Below are 15,913 nucleotides of genomic sequence, written 5' to 3'. Positions count from 1 at the left end.
GGCTGCCGCCATCGTATGTTCGATCGCCGCCGTCCGCCCCGGGACGCGGGAGGCCGGGGCGGTGCGCTCCCGGCCTCCCGGGGCCCGCGCGGGCGGTGCGCGACCGGGGATCAGCCCTGCCGCGCGCCCAGCACGCAGAACTCGTTGCCCTCGGGGTCGGCCAGCGTCACCCAGGTCGCCTCGCCCTGCCCCACGTCCGCGTGCCGGGCGCCCAGGGCCAGCAGCCGCTCGACCTCGGCGCGCTGGTCGACGGGGCGGAAGTCCAGGTGGAGCCGGTTCTTGACCGTCTTGACCTCCGGCACCGGCACGAACAGCAGTCCCGGCAGCCGGTCCGGCGCGGGGCGGATCTCGTACTCGTCGGGCGCGTCGTGGACCGTGACCCAGCCGAGGGCCCCCGCCCACCAGCGGCCCAGGGCGACGGGGTCGGCCGCGTCGACGATCACTTGTTCCCATTCCAAGGTCATGACGGGCAGCGTAGTGAAGACTGGGTCCGACGGATCAGCGTTTTTTCCATGAACAGGGAGGCGGCGGGATGACGGGCCCGATCACGGCAGGCGTCGACGGGACGGACGAGAGCCTCGCGGCGCTCGCCTGGGCGGCCCGGGAGGCCGTCCGGCGGGACCTGGCACTGCGGGTGGTGCACGCCTGGCGGTTCCAGTCGGCCGCGTCGGCGGAGGTGGCGGACCGCGACGACCAGGAGCGGTGGGTGCGGGACGCCGTGCAGCAGGCCGTCGGCGAGATCACCGAGCGGCACCCGGGACTGACGGTCACCACCGACGTCCTCGAGGGCGACACGGTCGAGACGCTCACCGCGGCGGGCGCGGAGGCGGACATGCTGGTGCTCGGCTCGCGCGGGCACGGCGCGGTCGTCGGGTTCCTGCTGGGATCGGTCGGCCAGCAGGTGATCGCCGACGCGAGCCGCCCGGTCGTCCTCGTCCGCGCCGGGGACAAGCCCAGCACCGAGGTCGCCGGCCACGAGATCGTCGTCGGCCAGCAGGGCGCCCCCGAGGACAGCGCCCCCGCGCTGCGGTTCGCCTTCGAGGCGGCCGCCGCCCGCGGCGCCACGGTCCGCGCGGTCCGCGCCTGGACGCTGCCGCCGGTGTTCTCCTACAGCCCCGGGTCGCTCAGGCTCCTCGACGAGGCGGGCGGGCTGGAGCCGTACGAGAAGAAGGCGCTGGCCGCCGCCCTCGCCCCGTGGCGGGAGCGCTTCCCGGACGTGCCGGTCGTCGAGCACGTCGAGATCGGCAGCGCCGGGCAGGTGCTGCTGTCGGTGTCCGGACGGGCCCAGCTGATGGTCGTCGGCCGGCGCGCCCACCGCACCGCCGTCGGCGCCCGGATCGGCTCGGTCGCGCACGGCGTGCTGCACCACGCCGACTGCCCGGTCGCCGTCGTCCCGCAGGCGTGACTCACTCCGGCACGGTCGGCTCCAGCGTCTCCCGCGCCTTGGGCAGGATGCGGGCGATGTAGTCCTGGACGGCCGTGTCCAGCCCGATGTCGTGCTGCGCCCGCTCCGACAGGTACCAGCGGTGTTCGAGGAGTTCGTGGTAGATCTCCGCCGGGTCCATGGAGCCGCGCAGCGCGACCGGCACGGCCCGCACGGTCGGCCGGAACACGTCCCGCACCCAGCGGTGCGCCAGCACCTCGGGGCGGGCGGCCAGGGGGTCGCCGGGGGCGTAGTCGTCCTGGGTCGCCATCCAGCTCTCGAGGTCGTTCAGCAGCCGTCTGGCCTGGTTCTCCTCGGCGTCCAGGCCGGTCAGCCGCAGCAACTGCCGCTGGTGGTGCCCGGCGTCGACGACCTTCGGCACGAAGGTGACCGTGTGGCCGTTGGAGGAGTGCTCGATCTGCATCTCGGCCACGTCGAAGCCGAGGTCGTTGAGCCGGCGGATCCGGCGCTCGATGTAGTGGTACTTGCCGGCCGGGTAGACGGAGGTGCGGGTCAGCTCCTGCCACAGGCCCTGGTAACGGGCGCAGATCTCCTTGCCGAACTCGATCGGGTCGACCGACGGGTGCAGCGACCCCGACGCCTCCAGGTCGAGCAGTTCGCCGCTGATGTTCACCCGGGCCAGGTCGAGGTCGTAGTCGCGCTGTCCGGTGCTCAGCCGCGGATGCAGGTCGCCGGTCTCGGCGTCCACGAGGTAGGCGGCGTAGGCGCCCGCGTCGCGCCGGAAGAGCGTGTTGGACAGCGAGCAGTCGCCCCACGCGAACCCGGCGAGGTGCAGCCGCACCAGCAGCACCGCCAGGGCGTCCATCAGCCGGTGCATCGTCGCCGGACGCATCGTCGTCTCGAACATCGACCGGTACGGCATCGAGCCGCCCAGGTGCCGGGTCACCAGCACCGGCTCCAGCGGCTCGCCCGCGGCGTCGGCGCGGCCGGTGACCACGGCCAGCGGGTCGACGGCCGGGATGCCCAGCCGGTCCAGGTCGCGCAGCAGCTCGTACTCGCGCAGCGCCGGGCGCGCGGCGAGCTCCTTGACGGCTATGACCTCGTCGCCGGCGCGGGCGTAGCGCACCACGTGCCGTGAGATGCCGCGGGGCAGCGGCACGAGGACGTCCTCGGGCCACTGCTCCAGGGGCAGGTGCCAGGGCAGCTCCAGCAGGAGGGCCGGATGTTCCGGGTTGGTGGCGCTGATCTGCAAAGCCATGGCCCGAACACTAAGGCCTCGGGGCGCGCGGCCCCGGGGCCGTTCGAGGGCCGGGACGGTCCGGGCGGCGGCGGCCTCGGCGCGGACGCCGCAACTCTCCCGGCAGCAGCCGGACTCGGTCGTGCGGGCGTACCGGTCCCGGGCGGCTCCCGCGGTCCCGGAGGCCGCGTCGGGGAGGGGCACGCCGGTCCCGGCGCCCGTTGCCGGCACCGGGGCCGGGTCTAACCCGCCAGCTCCCGCGCCCGCCGCGCGGCGTCCCGGACCGGCCCCCGGTGCACGGGCCCGTGGCCGGGCAGCAGGACGTCCGCGTCCAGCTCCTCGATCACGTCCAGGGAGGCCAGGGCGCGGGCGCGTTCGTGGTGGAACATGTCGGGCAGCAGGTGGGGGCCCCGGATCCGGGAGGTCGCGTGTCCGCTGACCAGTGCGTCGCCGGACACCACCAGGCCGGACTCCGGCAGGTGGAAGACGGTGTGGCCGTCGGTGTGACCGGGGGTGTGCACGGGCACGGGCCGGCCGGGCAGGTCCAGCGGGCCGGTGGCGGCCGGGAAGGGCCGCGGTGCGGTGACGGGGTGCTGCTCGGTGCCGCCGGAGCGCAGGACGTGCACCATCCACGGCAGCACCCCGGGGCGCCAGGCGTTCCGGAGGACCTCGCCCACGGTCACCTGCTGCAGGAAGTCCCGGCGTGCGTGCGGGACTTCGGCCGGGTGCAGGAGGACGGGAGTGCCGTACGCCGCGCGCAGGTACTCGGCGGAGCCCAGGTGGTCGTTGTGGGCGTGGGTGATGAGCACGGCCGTGACCGCCTCCGGCGAACGGCCCACCGCGGCGAGGGAGTCGAGGAGCCGCTGCCGGTCGCCCGGGTAGCCGGTGTCGATGAGGGTGACGGCGTCCCCCTCGGTGAGGATCACCCAGTTGGTGTTGCCGCCGTGCACCAGGTAGGCGCCGTCCGCCACTTGCCGTACGTCTGCCCGCATGTTGGTCGTCCCGTGGGGGTGAGGTCCGTGTCCGACGGGGGACAGCAAAGCAGATCAGGGCGGGGGAGGGGGCGGGGACGTCGGGGTGGACCGCATGCCGAACAGGAACCTGGTCGGCGCGGTCCGCCGCACCAGCAGGTCGTACACCAGGAGCGTCACCGCCAGCGAGGCGGCCACGATCACCGCGTACTCGACCGCGATCGGCGCGTTCCAGCCGACCACGCCGTAGGCGATCGCGACGACGACCGGCTGGTGGAGCACGTACAGCGGCAGCGCGGCCACGACGAGACGGCCCAGCAGGGCCGCGCCCCGGCCGGGGGCGGCCGCGGGCTCCTGGTCCGGCGGGGATTCCGGGACGGCCGTCGGCGTGGGCGGGCGCGGCGGCGCCGGTGAGCGGCGGGCGCGGCGGCGGTCCAGCAGGCCCAGGAGGGCCACCACCCAGCACCAGCCCGTCACGCTGAACAGCACGCGGGTGAGCAGGGCGAAGGGCGAGCGGTCGGTGAACGGATCGTCCCCGGACGCGAAGCCGGGCGCGGTCGCCGCGAACAGCAGCAGCCCGGCGACGCCGGCCGGCACGGCCAGGCGGCGCATGCACGCGCGGACCCGCGCGTCGTCGGCGAGGGCGTAGCCGTAGGCGAAGAACAGCAGGTACGTCCAGCGGTTCCAGCCGGCGAAGCCCTCCTCCATGCCGAGCAGGGCGTTCACCAGGGCGAGCGGGAGGGCCGGCAGCAGCAGGAGCGCCGGACGGGCCGCGAGCACGGCGGCCGCGCGGTCGCCGGCCGCCGCGACGGGGGCCGCCACCGCCGCGATGAGCAGGCAGAAGACGAGCAGCAGCACCACGAACCACAGGTGGCCGGTCTCGAAGTGCTCCCCGTCGAGGACGAAGGGGAAGTCGGCGGGATCGGGGCGGACGTCGAAGAAGCGGGGCCAGAAGCGCCCGTACGACTCGTGGTAGGAGGGGTCGGCGGCGCGCTGCCGCAGCCACTGGGGGAGCGGGCAGAGGACGGCCGTGGCGAAGACCAGGGGGACGCCGAGGCGCAGCAGGCGCTCGCGGGCGAAGCCGCCGGGACCGCGCCGGCGGACCGAGTGGCGGGCGCCCAGCCCCGCGACCAGGAACAGCATCGGCATCGCCCAGACGACGCCGAGGCCCGCGACGACGGTGACGGCGTCGGTCGTGTCGGCGTTCTTGACGTAGAAGTCGTCGTCCGGGGAGAAGACCAGCGCGGCGTGGAAGAAGACCAGGCCCACCACGACCAGGGCGCGCAGCACGTCCAGTTCGGTGCGCCGGGGCGCCGGGGCGGGCCGGTCCGGCTCCGTCCTCACGGGGCGCTCCACCGGTGACCGTCACCGCGCGGCGAGGCGGACGGCACGTGCTCCGGTGGGTTCCTCATGGCCCACAACGTACGGACCGCCGAGGGACGGGTGAACGCGGAACACCGACCCTCTTTTGTGCGGGGCCCGCGGCGGGCGGCGGCCCGGCGGGCGCCGTACGGTGCCGCGCGCCTCGTCCGGCGCCGGGCGGCCGACAGGTCACCGGTCTCCGTCGACCGCGCATGACGGATCTCTGTCCGGACTCTTTCGATGCACTGGTGTATCCGATACATTCGCGCATCGAACGGAGGTGCCCCATCACCGCGCAGCAGACGACGGGACGTGTCACCCGGCGCCGGGTCCGCACGCGCGCCAACCTGCTCGACGCCGCTTTCGCGGTGTTCGCCGCGAAGGGCTTCGGGCGGGTCTCCATCGAGGAGGTCTGCGAGGCCGCCGGCTACAGCCGGGGTGCCTTCTACTCCAACTTCGACAGCCTGGACGAGCTGTTCTTCGCGCTCTACCGGCAGCGCGCGGACCTGATCGCCCAGCAGGTCGCCGACGCGCTCGCCGGGGACGGACCGGACCTCGACGTGCCCGCCTCGGTGGACCGCGTCGCCGACGTCCTCCTGCTGGACCTGGACTGGCTCCTGGTGAAGACCGACTTCCTGGTCCACGCGGCCCGCGACCCGGCGGTCGCGCAGTCCCTGCTGGACCACCGGGCCAGGCTGCGCGGCGCCGTCGCCGACCGGCTCGCCCGCGCCCGCGGGCACACCGCACTGCCCGCCGTGCTCGGCGACGCCGACGCCGCCGCCCACGCGGTGGTCGCCGCGTACGACGGGGTCACCACCCGACTGCTGCTCGACAAGGACGTGGACGGCGCCCGCGCCTGGCTCAAGCAGTTGCTCACCGCGCTGCTGACCGACGGCGGCGGCAGCCGGCCATGAACACTTCGGGAGAAAGGGCGGTCGCCATGGACGCGGACGTCATCGTCGTCGGAGCCGGCCTCGCCGGCCTGGTCGCGGCGCACGAACTCACCAGCAGGGGCAGGCGGGTCGCCCTGGTCGACCAGGAGAACGCCGCCAACCTCGGCGGCCAGGCGTTCTGGTCCTTCGGCGGACTCTTCCTCGTCGACTCGCCCGAGCAGCGGCGGCTCGGCGTCAAGGACTCCCTCGACCTCGCCTGGAGCGACTGGCAGGGCAGCGCGCGCTTCGACCGCACCGACGACGAGGACACGTGGGCGGTGCGCTGGGCACGCGCCTACGTGGAGTGGGCGGCGGGGGAGAAGCGCGCCTGGCTCACCGGGCACGGGATCTCCTTCGTGCCGACCGTCGGCTGGGCCGAGCGGGGCGACCTGCGCGCCGACGGGCACGGCAACTCCGTCCCCCGCTTCCACGTCGCCTGGGGCACCGGCACCGGCGTCGTCGAACCCTTCGTCCGGTACGCCAAGCAGGCCGTCAAGGACGGTCTGCTGACCTTCCACCACCGCCACCGCGTCGACGAGCTCGTCGTCGAGGACGGCGCCGCCCGCGGGGTGCGCGGCACGGTCCTCGCGCCCGACGACGCGCCCCGCGGCGTGGCCTCCAACCGCGACCGCGTCGGCGACTTCGAACTGACCGCCCAGGCCGTGATCGTCACCAGCGGCGGCATCGGCGCGAACCACGAGCTGGTCCGCCGGTACTGGCCGGAGCGCCTCGGCACCCCGCCCGCCGAGATGGTCACCGGCGTCCCCGCCTACGTCGACGGCCGCATGCTCGACATCAGCGCCCGGGCCGGCGTCCGGCTGGTCAACCGCGACCGCATGTGGCACTACACCGAGGGCGTCCGGAACTGGGACGCCATCTGGCCCGGCCACGGCATCCGCATCCTGCCCGGACCCTCCTCGATGTGGTTCGACGCCCTCGGCCGCCGCCTGCCCGACCCCTGCCTGCCGGGTTACGACACCCTCGGCACCCTCCGGCACCTGCGCACCGCCGACGGCATCGCGGGCCACGACCACTCGTGGTTCGTGCTCACCCGCAAGATCATCGAGAAGGAGTTCGCGCTCTCCGGCTCCGAACAGAACCCCGACATCACCGCCAAGGACCGCAGGGCCGTCCTGCGCGACCGGCTCCTGGGCAAGGGCGCGCCCGCACCGGTCCAGGCGTTCCTCGACCACGGCGCGGACTTCGTCGTCGCCGACACCCTCGACCGGCTCGTCGAGAAGATGAACGCGCTGACCGGCGAGCCGCTCCTCGACGCGGACGGGCTGCGCCGTCAGATCCGGGCCCGCGACCTCCAGATCGCCCACCCGTACGCCAAGGACGCCCAGGTGCAGGGCATCCGCAACGCCCGCCGTTACATCGGCGACCGCCTCGGCCGCGTCGCCACCCCGCACCGCATCCTCGATCCCGAGGCCGGGCCGCTGATCGCCGTCAAGCTGCACGTCCTCACCCGCAAGACGCTCGGCGGCATCCAGACCGACCTCGACTCGCGTGCCCTGGGGCTCGACGGGCAGCCCGTCGAGGGCCTCTACGCGGCGGGCGAGGTCGCCGGCTTCGGCGGTGGAGGCGTGCACGGCTACAACGCCCTCGAGGGCACCTTCCTCGGCGGCTGTCTCTTCTCCGGACGTGCCGCGGGGCGCGCGGCCGCGCGGCAGACGGGCTGACCGCGTTCGCCGCGCGGCGGGCGGGAGAGGGTTCGGCCTCTCTGCCCGCCCGTCCGACTCGGTCGGTCGAGGGGGCACCCGCCGAGGGTCGGGCCCCGGTCTCCAGCGGGGACTGTGCCCGCTGCGCTCGGCTCGGGGCTCCGCCTCCGGCCTGCCCGGTCGGTCGGGGGCGCCGAGCCCGGGGCCGGGCCCGGTCCCCGGCGGGGACCGTGCCTGCCGCACTCCGGCCGGGGCGTCGCCTCCGGCCTGTTCGGTCGGGTGAGGGGGTGCCGGTTCCGGGGTTTCGCCCTGGTTCCGGGGACCCGGTGGGCGGAAAGGGTCACCCGCCCCGGGGCTCGGGCCCGGCCCCCGGTGGGGGCTGCGGGGCTCGTCCGCCGTGCCGGTCCGGCAGCCGTGCGGCTGCATGCGTCAATCCCGTTCGGGGCGGCCCGTCCTGCCGGTCCCGCGGCCGGCGTGGCCGCCGCCGCGTCAGCCCCGGACCGCGCGGCCCGTCGCGTCGGCCCCGGGGAGCCGACCGCGGGCCGGGCGGTCCGGCGCGGGTGTCCGGGCGCCGGGGCCGGCCCGGCTCGCCCCGTCAGCCCAGGAGGCGCAGGAGCACCGCCGCGTGGCTGTGCCCGGGGTCCTTCGCCGCGGTCAGCAGGGTGACCGGCCCCTCGCGGGTCAGTTCGCGGACGCGGGTGAGGAGTTCGGCCGCCTCGGGGGCGGTCAGTTCGGCCTCGTAGCGGCGGGCGAAGTCCTCGTACGAGCCCTCGCCCGCGTGGTACCAGCGGCGCAGTTCGGCCGACGGGGTGAGGTTCTTGGGCCACTCGTCGATCCGGGCCGCGTCCTTGGAGAGGCCGCGCGGCCACAGACGGTCGACCAGGACGCGGACACCGTCGTCGGGCTCGGCGGGGTCGTAGACGCGGCGCACGCGGACGCTCACGGGCGGGGCCTTCCTCGGGGCGGCGGGTGGTGCCGGGAGCGTACTGCCGACGGCACGCCCGTACGGTGGGCGACGCGGCGCGACGTGACCTGATGGAGGGGGGATCCGGCCCGGTCGATGCCTAGTCTGAGCACGTTTGACGACACGACACGCCACGCCACCCCCCGAGGAGCGGCACGTGACACACCCCCGCAGACGCCCCGCCCTCCGCACGACCGCGGCCCTGCCCTTCGCCCTGGCGGCCCTGCTCACCGGGGCCGATCCGGCGCTCGCGGCCGGTCCGGTGGGCGCGTCAGGGGTCGGCGACCCCTACTTCCCGCTCGCCGGCAACGGCGGCTACTACGTCGACCACTACGACCTGACCCTGCGTTACGACCCGACGAGCCGTCACCTGGACGGCAGGGCCGTCCTCACCGCCCGCGCCACCCGGCGCCTCACCCGCTTCGACCTGGACCTGCACGGCCTGAAGGTCACCGGCCTGACGGTCGACCGGGCCCCGGCCGCGCACCGGCGCGACGGCCAGGAACTCGTCGTCACCCCGCGCCGCGCCCCGGGCGCGGGCGAGCGCTTCCGCGTCACCGTCACCTACTCCGGCGAGCCCGGCCCGGTCACCGACCCGGACGGCTCGCTCGACGGCTGGATCCCCACCGACGACGGCGCGTTCGTCGCCGGCGAACCGCAGGGCGCCATGACGTGGTTCCCCGCCAACAACCACCCGAAGGACAAGTCCTCCTACGACTTCACGATCACCGTTCCCGACGGCCGCACGGCGGTCGCCAACGGCGTCCTGCTCGACCGGCGCACCGCGCACGGCAGGACCACCTTCCACTGGCGCCAGACGGAGCCCATGGCCGCCTGCCTCGCCACGGCCACCATCGGGAAGTTCCAGGTCGAGCAGTACACGACCCGCTCCGGGATCAGGGTCCACAACGCCGTCGACCCCCGCGAGGCGACCGCCGCGGCACCGGTCCTCAAGAAGCTCCCGTCCGTCCTGGAGTGGGGGAGCGGACTCTTCGGCCGCTACCCCTACCGCGCCGCCGGCGCGATCGTCGACCGCGCGCCGCGGGCCGGCTACGCGCTGGAGACCCAGACCCGGCCCGTGTACGACCACGCCCCCGACCTGAGCACCCTCGTCCACGAGAGCGCCCACCAGTGGTTCGGCGACTCGGTCTCCCTCACCTCCTGGAAGGACATCTGGCTCAACGAGGGCTTCGCCACCTACGCCGAATGGCTCTACGCCGAACAGCACGGCGGCGCCCGCGCCCAGACCGCCTTCGACGCGCTGTACGCCACCCCGGCCGACGACGCCCTGTGGGCCGTCCCGCCCGGCGACCCCGGCGGCGCGCACCTCTTCGACACCCCCGTCTACGCCCGGGGCGCCATGACCCTGCACACCCTGCGCACCGCCGTGGGCGACCGCGCCTTCTTCCGCGTCCTGCGGACCTGGGCCGCCGAGCACCGCCACGGAAACGGCACCACCGACCAGTTCAGGCGTCTGGCGGAGCGTGTGTCCGGCAAGGGCCTCGACGCGCTGTTCCGGACGTGGCTCCACCTTCGAGGAAAGCCCGACACGCCCTGAGATACTGACCAGTTCCTCACACCTGTCGGTCAGGGTCGACCCATGATCAAGCATCACGCCCGTACCGCGCTGCTCGCCACGTCCCTCCTGCTCACCGGATGCGGCGGCGGAGCGGCCACCTCCGCCTCCACGACCACCTCGCCCGTCCTCCCCCCGGCGCCCGCCCCCTCGGCCGTCCTGTCCGGCGGGGGCGCGCCCGGCCCCAGGATCTCCGTGCCGGCCGGCCGGCAGCAGATCGCCGGCCTCGGCCCCCGGACACGGGCCGCCGTGCCGGCGACGGCCCGCCAGGTGGTCGTGGTGACGGGCCGGGACCGCGACTCCCCGCTCTCCCGGGTCGTCCTGTACGAACACACCGGGTCCGGCTGGCACGCCGGGCCCGTCTGGCCCGCCCACAACGCCCTGCGCGGCTGGACCGACCACCACATGAGCGGTGACCTGCGCTCACCCGTCGGAGTCTTCGAGCTCACCGACGCCGGCGGGCTGCTGAGCGACCCCGGCACCCGGCTGCCGTACGACCACTCGGACGACTTCACCGCCTCCGGCACCGGGTTCGAGGGCGAACCGCTGGAAGGGACCTTCGACTACGTGATCGCCATCAACTACAACCGCGAGGCCGGCACCTCGCCCCTCGACTGGATCCGCCCCCTGGGCGCGGAACGCGGGGGCGGCATCTGGCTCCACGTCGACCACGGCGGCCCCACCCAGGGGTGCGTGAGTCTCGCCGAGGAACACATGAGGGACCTGCTCCTCGCCCTGGATCCGGACCTCCACCCGGTCGTCGTCATGGGCGACCGCGTCTCCCTGTCCCGCTGACCCCGCGGTGCGGAACCGATTCGCCTGCCCACCGGGCGCCACCGGTCCGCCGATCCGCGGTGCCGACCGGCCCGCCGCCCCCCTGCGGAATCGATTCGCCGCCCCGCGGCGCCGACCGGTCCGCCCCCCACCATGCCGACCCGATCCGCCGACCGAAGGGATCCGCCGCGTGTGCGCACATGTACTGGTCGCCGAGGACGACGCGACGCAGGCCGAGCTGATCCGCCGCTCCCTGCTCGCCGAGGGCCACACCGCCACCGTCGTCCACGACGGCTCCGCCGCGCTGGACGCCGTACGGAGCAACCGTCCCGACCTCGTCGTGCTGGACCTGATGCTGCCGGTCATCGACGGCTTCGGGGTGTGCCGGGTGCTGCGCCGGGACGACGACGTGCCCGTCCTGATGCTGACCGCCCGCGCGACCGAGGACGACCTGCTGCTCGGCCTGGAGCTGGGCGCCGACGACTACCTGACCGAGCCGTACAGCCCGCGGGAGCTGACGGCACGCGTCCGCACCGTCCTGCGGCGCACCGGGCGGGCCGCCGGCGGCCGGCGGGAGGACCCCGTCGTACGGGCCGCGGGCATCGCGGTGAACCCGGCGCGGCACGAGGTGCGGTGCGACGGGGAGCCCGTGGAGTGCACGCCCGCCGAGTTCCAGATCCTGCTCGCCCTGGCCGGCGAGCCCGAACGGGTCTTCACCCGGCGGCAGTTGCTGCAGTGCACCCGCGGCTTCGACCGGGCCTCCACCGAACGGGCCGTCGACGTCCACATCATGAACCTGCGCCGCAAGATCGAGGCCGATCCGCGCAGACCCGTGCGGCTGGTGACCGTGTTCGGCGTCGGCTACAAGCTCAGCGGCGGCCGGGGGTGAACCGGGCCCGCACCCTCCTGCGCAAGCGCCTGCCGGTCCGGCTGCTGATCGCGTCCGTCCTGACCGCCGTGTGCTCGGCGGCCGCGACCGCCCGGCCGGCGGTGACGACCACGACCCGTGCCCTGTGCGAGGAGCAGGGCCAGGCCCTCGCCGACGACATGACACCCTCGCCCGGCTGAGCGGCTGAGCGGCTGAGCGGCTGAGCGGCTGAGCGGCTGAGCGGCTGCGCGGCTGAGCGGCTGAGCGGCTGAGCGGCTGCGCGGCCACCCACCCCGACCGGAGCGCCGTCCGGTCCACCGTGCGCGCCCGGTCCGCGCGGACCGGGCGGCGCATCGCCCTGACCTCACCCGACCGGACCCTCCTCGCCGACTCCGCGCCCCGCGGCACCTCCCTGCCGCCGTCCGCCGCGCCCCGCCCGACGGCACGGTCACGCCGACCGCCCGGCGCGCGGACGGCCAGGTCGTGCTGGAGGTCGCCGACACGGGCACCGGCATCGCGGCCGAGGACCTGCCGCACGTCTTCGAGCGGTTCCGGCGCGCCGAGCAGCCGCGCGGCCGGCGCACCGGCGGCAGCGGCCTCGGGCTGCCGGTCGTCCGCCGGCTGACCGCCGCCCACGGCGGCACCGCGGAGGCCGCGAGCACGCCCGGCGCCGGCGGCGTCCTCACCCCGCGGCTGCCCGCCGCGGTGGCCCCGGGGGACGGCTGGGACAGGAGGGACCGATTCCCCTTGAGCGGTGGGGGTACCCCGTTGGCCTGACGGCGAAGAGGGAGGTCATGCCATGAGTTCGTCGGACGGCCTGCCGGTCGTACACGCCTTGGCCGACCTGGCCGACCTGACCGAGCGGGAACGGGGACTGTACATTCGCTGGTCGCGCGGGCCCGAGACCGATCTCGCCTCGGTGTCCAGCACGGACGAGCTGACCGGCGTTGCGATGCCCGGCCTGTCCGCCAACCCCCTCGACGTCGAGGACTGGTGGGCGGACCGCTCGCGCGTCCTGTGGGTCGCCCGCCGGCTCTACGACTACGCCCACCTGCCGCACGAGAAGGGCCCCGGCGTCCGGCCCTGGGTCCTGACGGGCCGGGAGACGGGCCGCGGCCCGGACAACGAGCCGCTGGTGGCCGACGTACGCCCGCTGTGCTGGATCGACCAAGGAGTGATCGAGGCGGCGAAGGCCGAGGTGGCCCGGCAGGAATCCGAGTGGGGAACACTGCGGCGTCGCGCGGGCGGCCGGTGAGGACGGACACGGGGCCCGGGCCCAGGAGCGGGATGGACCGGTCCTGAGCCCGGGCGTGCGTGCGACGGGCCTGGCCGGAGTCGGCGCGGGACGGCCGGTCCGGGGCGGGCCCGGGGCGGACCCCGGAACGGGGACGCGCCGGCCGGGCCCGGGACCGGAGCGGCGCGGAACCGGGGACCCGCAGCCCGCGGGAGGGGGACTCGCGTGCGGAACCCGCGGGAGCAGGGCTCGCGTCCGCCCGCGAACAGCCGCGACGCCCTTGCGGACGCGGGACCTCCGGCGACACGGCGGACACGGTGCCTCACGGACACGGCGCCTCCGGGACGGGACGGCGCCTCACGGACACGGCGCCTCCGGGACGGGACGGTGCCTCACGGACGCCGGGCTCCCGGGACGGGCGCGGGGCCCCGGAGCCGATGCTCCGGGGCCCCGCGTGCCCGTGCCCGCCGGATCACGGACTCGCCCGGGTCACGAACTTCGTCGTGCCTTGATGCGCCGCCTGAGCGCGCGGCGCTCCGTCTCGCTCGTCCCGCCCCACACCCCGAGGGTCTGGTCCGTCTCCAGCGCCCACTCCAGGCACGGCTCCCGCACCGGGCAGCGCCGGCAGACAGCTTTCGCCTGTTCCGTCTGCAGCAGTGCCGGGCCCGTGGTCCCGATCGGGAAGAAGAGGTCCGGATCCTCGTGGCGGCACACGGCGTGCTGTCGCCAGTCGTCCATCGAAGTCACCTGCGATCGAAGTCGTACGTACTGTTCCGGATGAAAACCATCAGTTGCTCCCGGTCGGGTCACCGGCGGGACCGGAGTGAAACCGGGCCGGACGGAGCCGGTCCGGATCAGGTCACTGTTCCCTCACGCCCCAGGGCGAGCCGTACGCCGTCAGCAGGTCGAGGAACGGGCGGGCCGGGAACGCCTCGGGCCCCAGGACGCCGGCTCCCGACCACGCTCCGCCGGCGAGGAGTTCGAGGGCGACCACCGGATTGACGGCCGTCTGCCAGACCACGGCCTGGCTGCCGTACTCGGCCATCGACCACTGATTGTCGACCACGTGGTACAGGTACACCTCGCGCGGCGCGCCGTCCTTCACGCCCCGCACCCAGGTGCCGGCGCACGTCTTGCCGTGCATGCGCCCGCCCAGCGTCGCCGGGTCGGGCAGGCACGCGGCGACGACGTCCCGGGGCGAGACCTGCACCGGTCCCGCCGCGCTCGGCACGGTCACCGGCGCGGTGCGGTCCAGCTCCAGCTTGTGCAGCGTCCTCAGCGTGTCGACGAACTCGCGGCCGAGCCCGTACTTGAAGGTGACCCGGCGCGCGTCCACCCAGCGCGGCACCAGCAGCACCTCCTCGTGCTCCACGTTGACGCACTCGACCGGGCCGATGCCCTCCGGGAAGTCGAACACCTCCGGCTCGCTGAACGGCTCGGTGGTGAACCAGCCGCGCTCCGACTCGTAGACCACCGGCGGGTTCAGGCACTCCTCGATCGTGGTCCAGATGTTGAACGAGGGGGCGAAGTCCAGGCCGTCGACGGTGAGGTTCGCGCCGTCGCGGATGCCGATCTCCTCGATCTCGTCGAAGAGCTCGTCGGCGGCGTACCGGGCGAAGACGTCCGACAGACCCGGCTCCACCCCCATGCCGACCAGCGCCAGGGCGCCCGCCTCCGCCCAGTCCTCCGCCTGGGCGAACTGGGCGTCGCCGAGCTTGACCCCGCACTCCTCGTAGGGCCGCTCCGGGTGCGGCCGGGACAGGGACATCGCCATGTCGAGGTACGTGGCCCCGGCGGCGCGCGCGGCGCGGAACAGGGGCATCACGAAGCGCGGGTCGGTGGCGTTGAGGAGCACGTCGCAGCGGTGCCGGGCGAGCAGCGCGCCCACCGCGGCCTCGTCGCCGGCGTCGACGCGCTCGGCGAGGAAGCGCTCGTCGCCGTCGAGCGCGGCGACGGCGGCCGCGGCACGGCCGGGGTCGTGGTCGGCCACCACCATCGCCTCGAAGAAGGAACGCCGGGCGGCGATCCGGGTGATGGCGGTACCGACGCCGCCGGCGCCCACGAGCAGGACACGCATGACGAGAACTCCCTCGGTCGAAGACGGGTGTAAAACACGCACAGGTGCACGAAAGGTGTGCGAAGGGGCCCTGCCGGAGATACAACGCCCCCGGTCCGCGTAAGGTCAATGGTGTTGGCATAAGGGCGGGAAGAGCGGGAGCGACGGGGAGGTGGGCGGGCGTGCCGAAGGCCGTCGTCCCGGAGGAGAGGCGGCGCCGGCGCCGGCCCACCAAGAGCGGCACCGTGCTGTCCGAGCGGTTGATCGTCGAGGCCGCGCTGCGCCTGCTGCGCGAGCACGGCAGCACCGGCCTGACGGCGCGGCGCCTCGGTCTGGCGCTCGACTGCGATCCGAGCACCCTCTACCGGTACTTCCGGGGCATGGACGAGCTGACGCTGGCCATCGGCGACGCGCTCATCGGTGAGGCGCTGCGCGGCTGGGAGCCGACGGGGGAGTGGCGGGCCGACCTGCGCGCCGTCGGACTGCGCATCCACGCCGCGTACGTCGCCCATCCCCAGGCCGCCCAGCTGACCACGAGCCGTGTCACCGGCCGGCCGAACGAGCTCGCCGCCGACGAAGCGGTCCTGGACGTCCTGCGCACGGCCGGGTTCCCGCTGCCGGACACCGTGCGCGTCTACCACGCCTTCATCGACCAGACCCTCGCCTTCGCCGCGCTGGACGCGGCCTCCCTGGCGCTGCCGCGTGCCTCCCAGCGCGCCGACGACGCCGTGTGGCGTTCGACGTACGCCCGCCTGCCCGCCGCCACCCACCCGCGGATCGCCGAGGCGGCGCCCCTGCTGTCGGCGCGGATGGTGACCAGCGCCTATCCGACCGCGCTGGACATGCTGCTGGACAGCGCGGCGGCACGGCTGGCGGACGTGCGGGCCGGGTGAG

The 15,913-nt window shown here is 74.9% G+C and carries 16 protein-coding genes and 1 pseudogene; 10 read left to right on the top strand and 7 right to left on the bottom strand.

From position 1 onward, the window contains the following. Positions 1-110: 110 nt before the first annotated feature. A complete protein-coding gene (locus ACH4F6_RS20095; protein ID WP_397961588.1) occupies positions 111-464 on the bottom strand; it encodes a VOC family protein in 354 nt (117 codons plus the stop codon). A 68-nt stretch (positions 465-532) separates the two neighbouring features. On the opposite strand from ACH4F6_RS20095, the gene ACH4F6_RS20090 reads away from it, so the two are divergent. Continuing rightward, positions 533-1,405: a universal stress protein gene (locus ACH4F6_RS20090; RefSeq protein WP_397961587.1), complete on the top strand. Its 873-nt coding sequence runs from the start codon at positions 533-535 to the stop codon at positions 1,403-1,405. 1 nt (position 1,406) lies between these two features. On the opposite strand, the gene ACH4F6_RS20085 is transcribed toward ACH4F6_RS20090, so the two are convergent. From ACH4F6_RS20085 to ACH4F6_RS20075, 3 genes are all read right to left on the bottom strand, one after another. Next, complete coding sequence (locus tag ACH4F6_RS20085; protein WP_397961586.1) at positions 1,407-2,642, bottom strand: DUF4032 domain-containing protein; 1,236 nt, start codon at positions 2,640-2,642, stop codon at positions 1,407-1,409. A gap of 221 nt (positions 2,643-2,863) precedes the next feature. Continuing rightward, a complete protein-coding gene (locus ACH4F6_RS20080; RefSeq protein ID WP_397961585.1) occupies positions 2,864-3,613 on the bottom strand; it encodes an MBL fold metallo-hydrolase in 750 nt (249 codons plus the stop codon). A 54-nt stretch (positions 3,614-3,667) separates the two neighbouring features. Beyond that, a complete protein-coding gene (locus ACH4F6_RS20075) occupies positions 3,668-4,936 on the bottom strand; it encodes an acyltransferase family protein (RefSeq protein ID WP_397961584.1) in 1,269 nt (422 codons plus the stop codon). 305 nt (positions 4,937-5,241) lie between these two features. Here ACH4F6_RS20075 and ACH4F6_RS20070 point away from each other — a divergent pair, with 305 nt between their 5' ends. Then, a complete protein-coding gene (locus tag ACH4F6_RS20070) occupies positions 5,242-5,868 on the top strand; it encodes a TetR/AcrR family transcriptional regulator (RefSeq protein ID WP_397961841.1) in 627 nt (208 codons plus the stop codon). A gap of 26 nt (positions 5,869-5,894) precedes the next feature. After that, positions 5,895-7,568 carry an FAD-binding dehydrogenase gene (locus ACH4F6_RS20065; protein ID WP_397961583.1) on the top strand — a complete coding sequence of 558 codons (1,674 nt, stop codon included), beginning with the start codon at positions 5,895-5,897 and terminating at the stop codon, positions 7,566-7,568. Between the two features lie 574 nt (positions 7,569-8,142). Here ACH4F6_RS20065 and ACH4F6_RS20060 read toward each other — a convergent pair. Further along, positions 8,143-8,490: a DUF488 domain-containing protein gene (locus ACH4F6_RS20060; protein WP_397961582.1), complete on the bottom strand. Its 348-nt coding sequence runs from the start codon at positions 8,488-8,490 to the stop codon at positions 8,143-8,145. A gap of 178 nt (positions 8,491-8,668) precedes the next feature. Here ACH4F6_RS20060 and ACH4F6_RS20055 point away from each other — a divergent pair, with 178 nt between their 5' ends. The 6 genes and pseudogenes from ACH4F6_RS20055 to ACH4F6_RS20030 all read left to right on the top strand — a co-directional run bounded on the left by ACH4F6_RS20055 (position 8,669) and on the right by ACH4F6_RS20030 (position 12,984). Beyond that, the gene (locus tag ACH4F6_RS20055; RefSeq protein ID WP_397961581.1) at positions 8,669-10,069 is read left to right on the top strand and encodes a M1 family metallopeptidase; all 1,401 of its coding nucleotides are present in this window, start codon (positions 8,669-8,671) and stop codon (positions 10,067-10,069) included. A 42-nt stretch (positions 10,070-10,111) separates the two neighbouring features. Continuing rightward, positions 10,112-10,882, top strand: a complete 771-nt coding sequence (locus ACH4F6_RS20050) for a hypothetical protein (protein WP_397961580.1) — start codon at positions 10,112-10,114, stop codon at positions 10,880-10,882. A 169-nt stretch (positions 10,883-11,051) separates the two neighbouring features. Further along, the gene (locus tag ACH4F6_RS20045) at positions 11,052-11,750 is read left to right on the top strand and encodes a response regulator (RefSeq protein WP_397961579.1); all 699 of its coding nucleotides are present in this window, start codon (positions 11,052-11,054) and stop codon (positions 11,748-11,750) included. After that, a complete protein-coding gene (locus ACH4F6_RS20040) occupies positions 11,747-11,929 on the top strand; it encodes a hypothetical protein (RefSeq protein ID WP_397961578.1) in 183 nt (60 codons plus the stop codon). The genes ACH4F6_RS20045 and ACH4F6_RS20040 overlap by 4 nt, the downstream gene beginning before the upstream one ends. Before the next feature lie 175 nt (positions 11,930-12,104). Further along, positions 12,105-12,506: pseudogene (locus ACH4F6_RS20035) on the top strand (sensor histidine kinase); the annotation flags it as partial. A gap of 22 nt (positions 12,507-12,528) precedes the next feature. Continuing rightward, complete coding sequence (locus ACH4F6_RS20030) at positions 12,529-12,984, top strand: DUF6098 family protein (protein WP_397961577.1); 456 nt, start codon at positions 12,529-12,531, stop codon at positions 12,982-12,984. Positions 12,985-13,452: 468 nt separating this feature from the next. On the opposite strand, the gene ACH4F6_RS20025 is transcribed toward ACH4F6_RS20030, so the two are convergent. After that, a complete protein-coding gene (locus ACH4F6_RS20025; RefSeq protein WP_397961576.1) occupies positions 13,453-13,701 on the bottom strand; it encodes a WhiB family transcriptional regulator in 249 nt (82 codons plus the stop codon). Positions 13,702-13,822: 121 nt separating this feature from the next. After that, on the bottom strand, positions 13,823-15,040 hold the full coding sequence (locus ACH4F6_RS20020; protein WP_397961575.1) for a saccharopine dehydrogenase family protein: 1,218 nt from the start codon (positions 15,038-15,040) through the stop codon (positions 13,823-13,825). A gap of 161 nt (positions 15,041-15,201) precedes the next feature. On the opposite strand from ACH4F6_RS20020, the gene ACH4F6_RS20015 reads away from it, so the two are divergent. Then, entirely contained in the window at positions 15,202-15,912 is a 711-nt protein-coding gene (locus ACH4F6_RS20015; protein WP_397961573.1) for a TetR/AcrR family transcriptional regulator, read from the top strand. The last annotated feature ends 1 nt before the right edge of the window (position 15,913 follow it).

Origin of the sequence: Streptomyces sp. NPDC017936, from assembly GCF_044328485.1 — a bacterium.
Taxonomy (GTDB): domain Bacteria; phylum Actinomycetota; class Actinomycetes; order Streptomycetales; family Streptomycetaceae; genus Streptomyces.
Note: the sequence above shows the minus strand (reverse complement) of the source record. Positions and strands in the feature narration are given on the sequence as shown.

Bases quoted from the DNA above. Each gene is read 5' to 3' on its own strand.
- ACH4F6_RS20095 (WP_397961588.1), bottom strand. From the start codon at position 464: ATGACCTTGGAATGGGAACAAGTGATCGTCGACGCGGCCGACCCCGTC.
- ACH4F6_RS20090 (WP_397961587.1), top strand. From the start codon at position 533: ATGACGGGCCCGATCACGGCAGGCGTCGACGGGACGGACGAGAGCCTC.
- ACH4F6_RS20085 (WP_397961586.1), bottom strand. From the start codon at position 2,642: ATGGCTTTGCAGATCAGCGCCACCAACCCGGAACATCCGGCCCTCCTG.
- ACH4F6_RS20080 (WP_397961585.1), bottom strand. From the start codon at position 3,613: ATGCGGGCAGACGTACGGCAAGTGGCGGACGGCGCCTACCTGGTGCAC.
- ACH4F6_RS20065 (WP_397961583.1), top strand. From the start codon at position 5,895: ATGGACGCGGACGTCATCGTCGTCGGAGCCGGCCTCGCCGGCCTGGTC.
- ACH4F6_RS20050 (WP_397961580.1), top strand. From the start codon at position 10,112: ATGATCAAGCATCACGCCCGTACCGCGCTGCTCGCCACGTCCCTCCTG.
- ACH4F6_RS20030 (WP_397961577.1), top strand. From the start codon at position 12,529: ATGAGTTCGTCGGACGGCCTGCCGGTCGTACACGCCTTGGCCGACCTG.
- ACH4F6_RS20025 (WP_397961576.1), bottom strand. From the start codon at position 13,701: ATGGACGACTGGCGACAGCACGCCGTGTGCCGCCACGAGGATCCGGAC.
- ACH4F6_RS20020 (WP_397961575.1), bottom strand. From the start codon at position 15,040: ATGCGTGTCCTGCTCGTGGGCGCCGGCGGCGTCGGTACCGCCATCACC.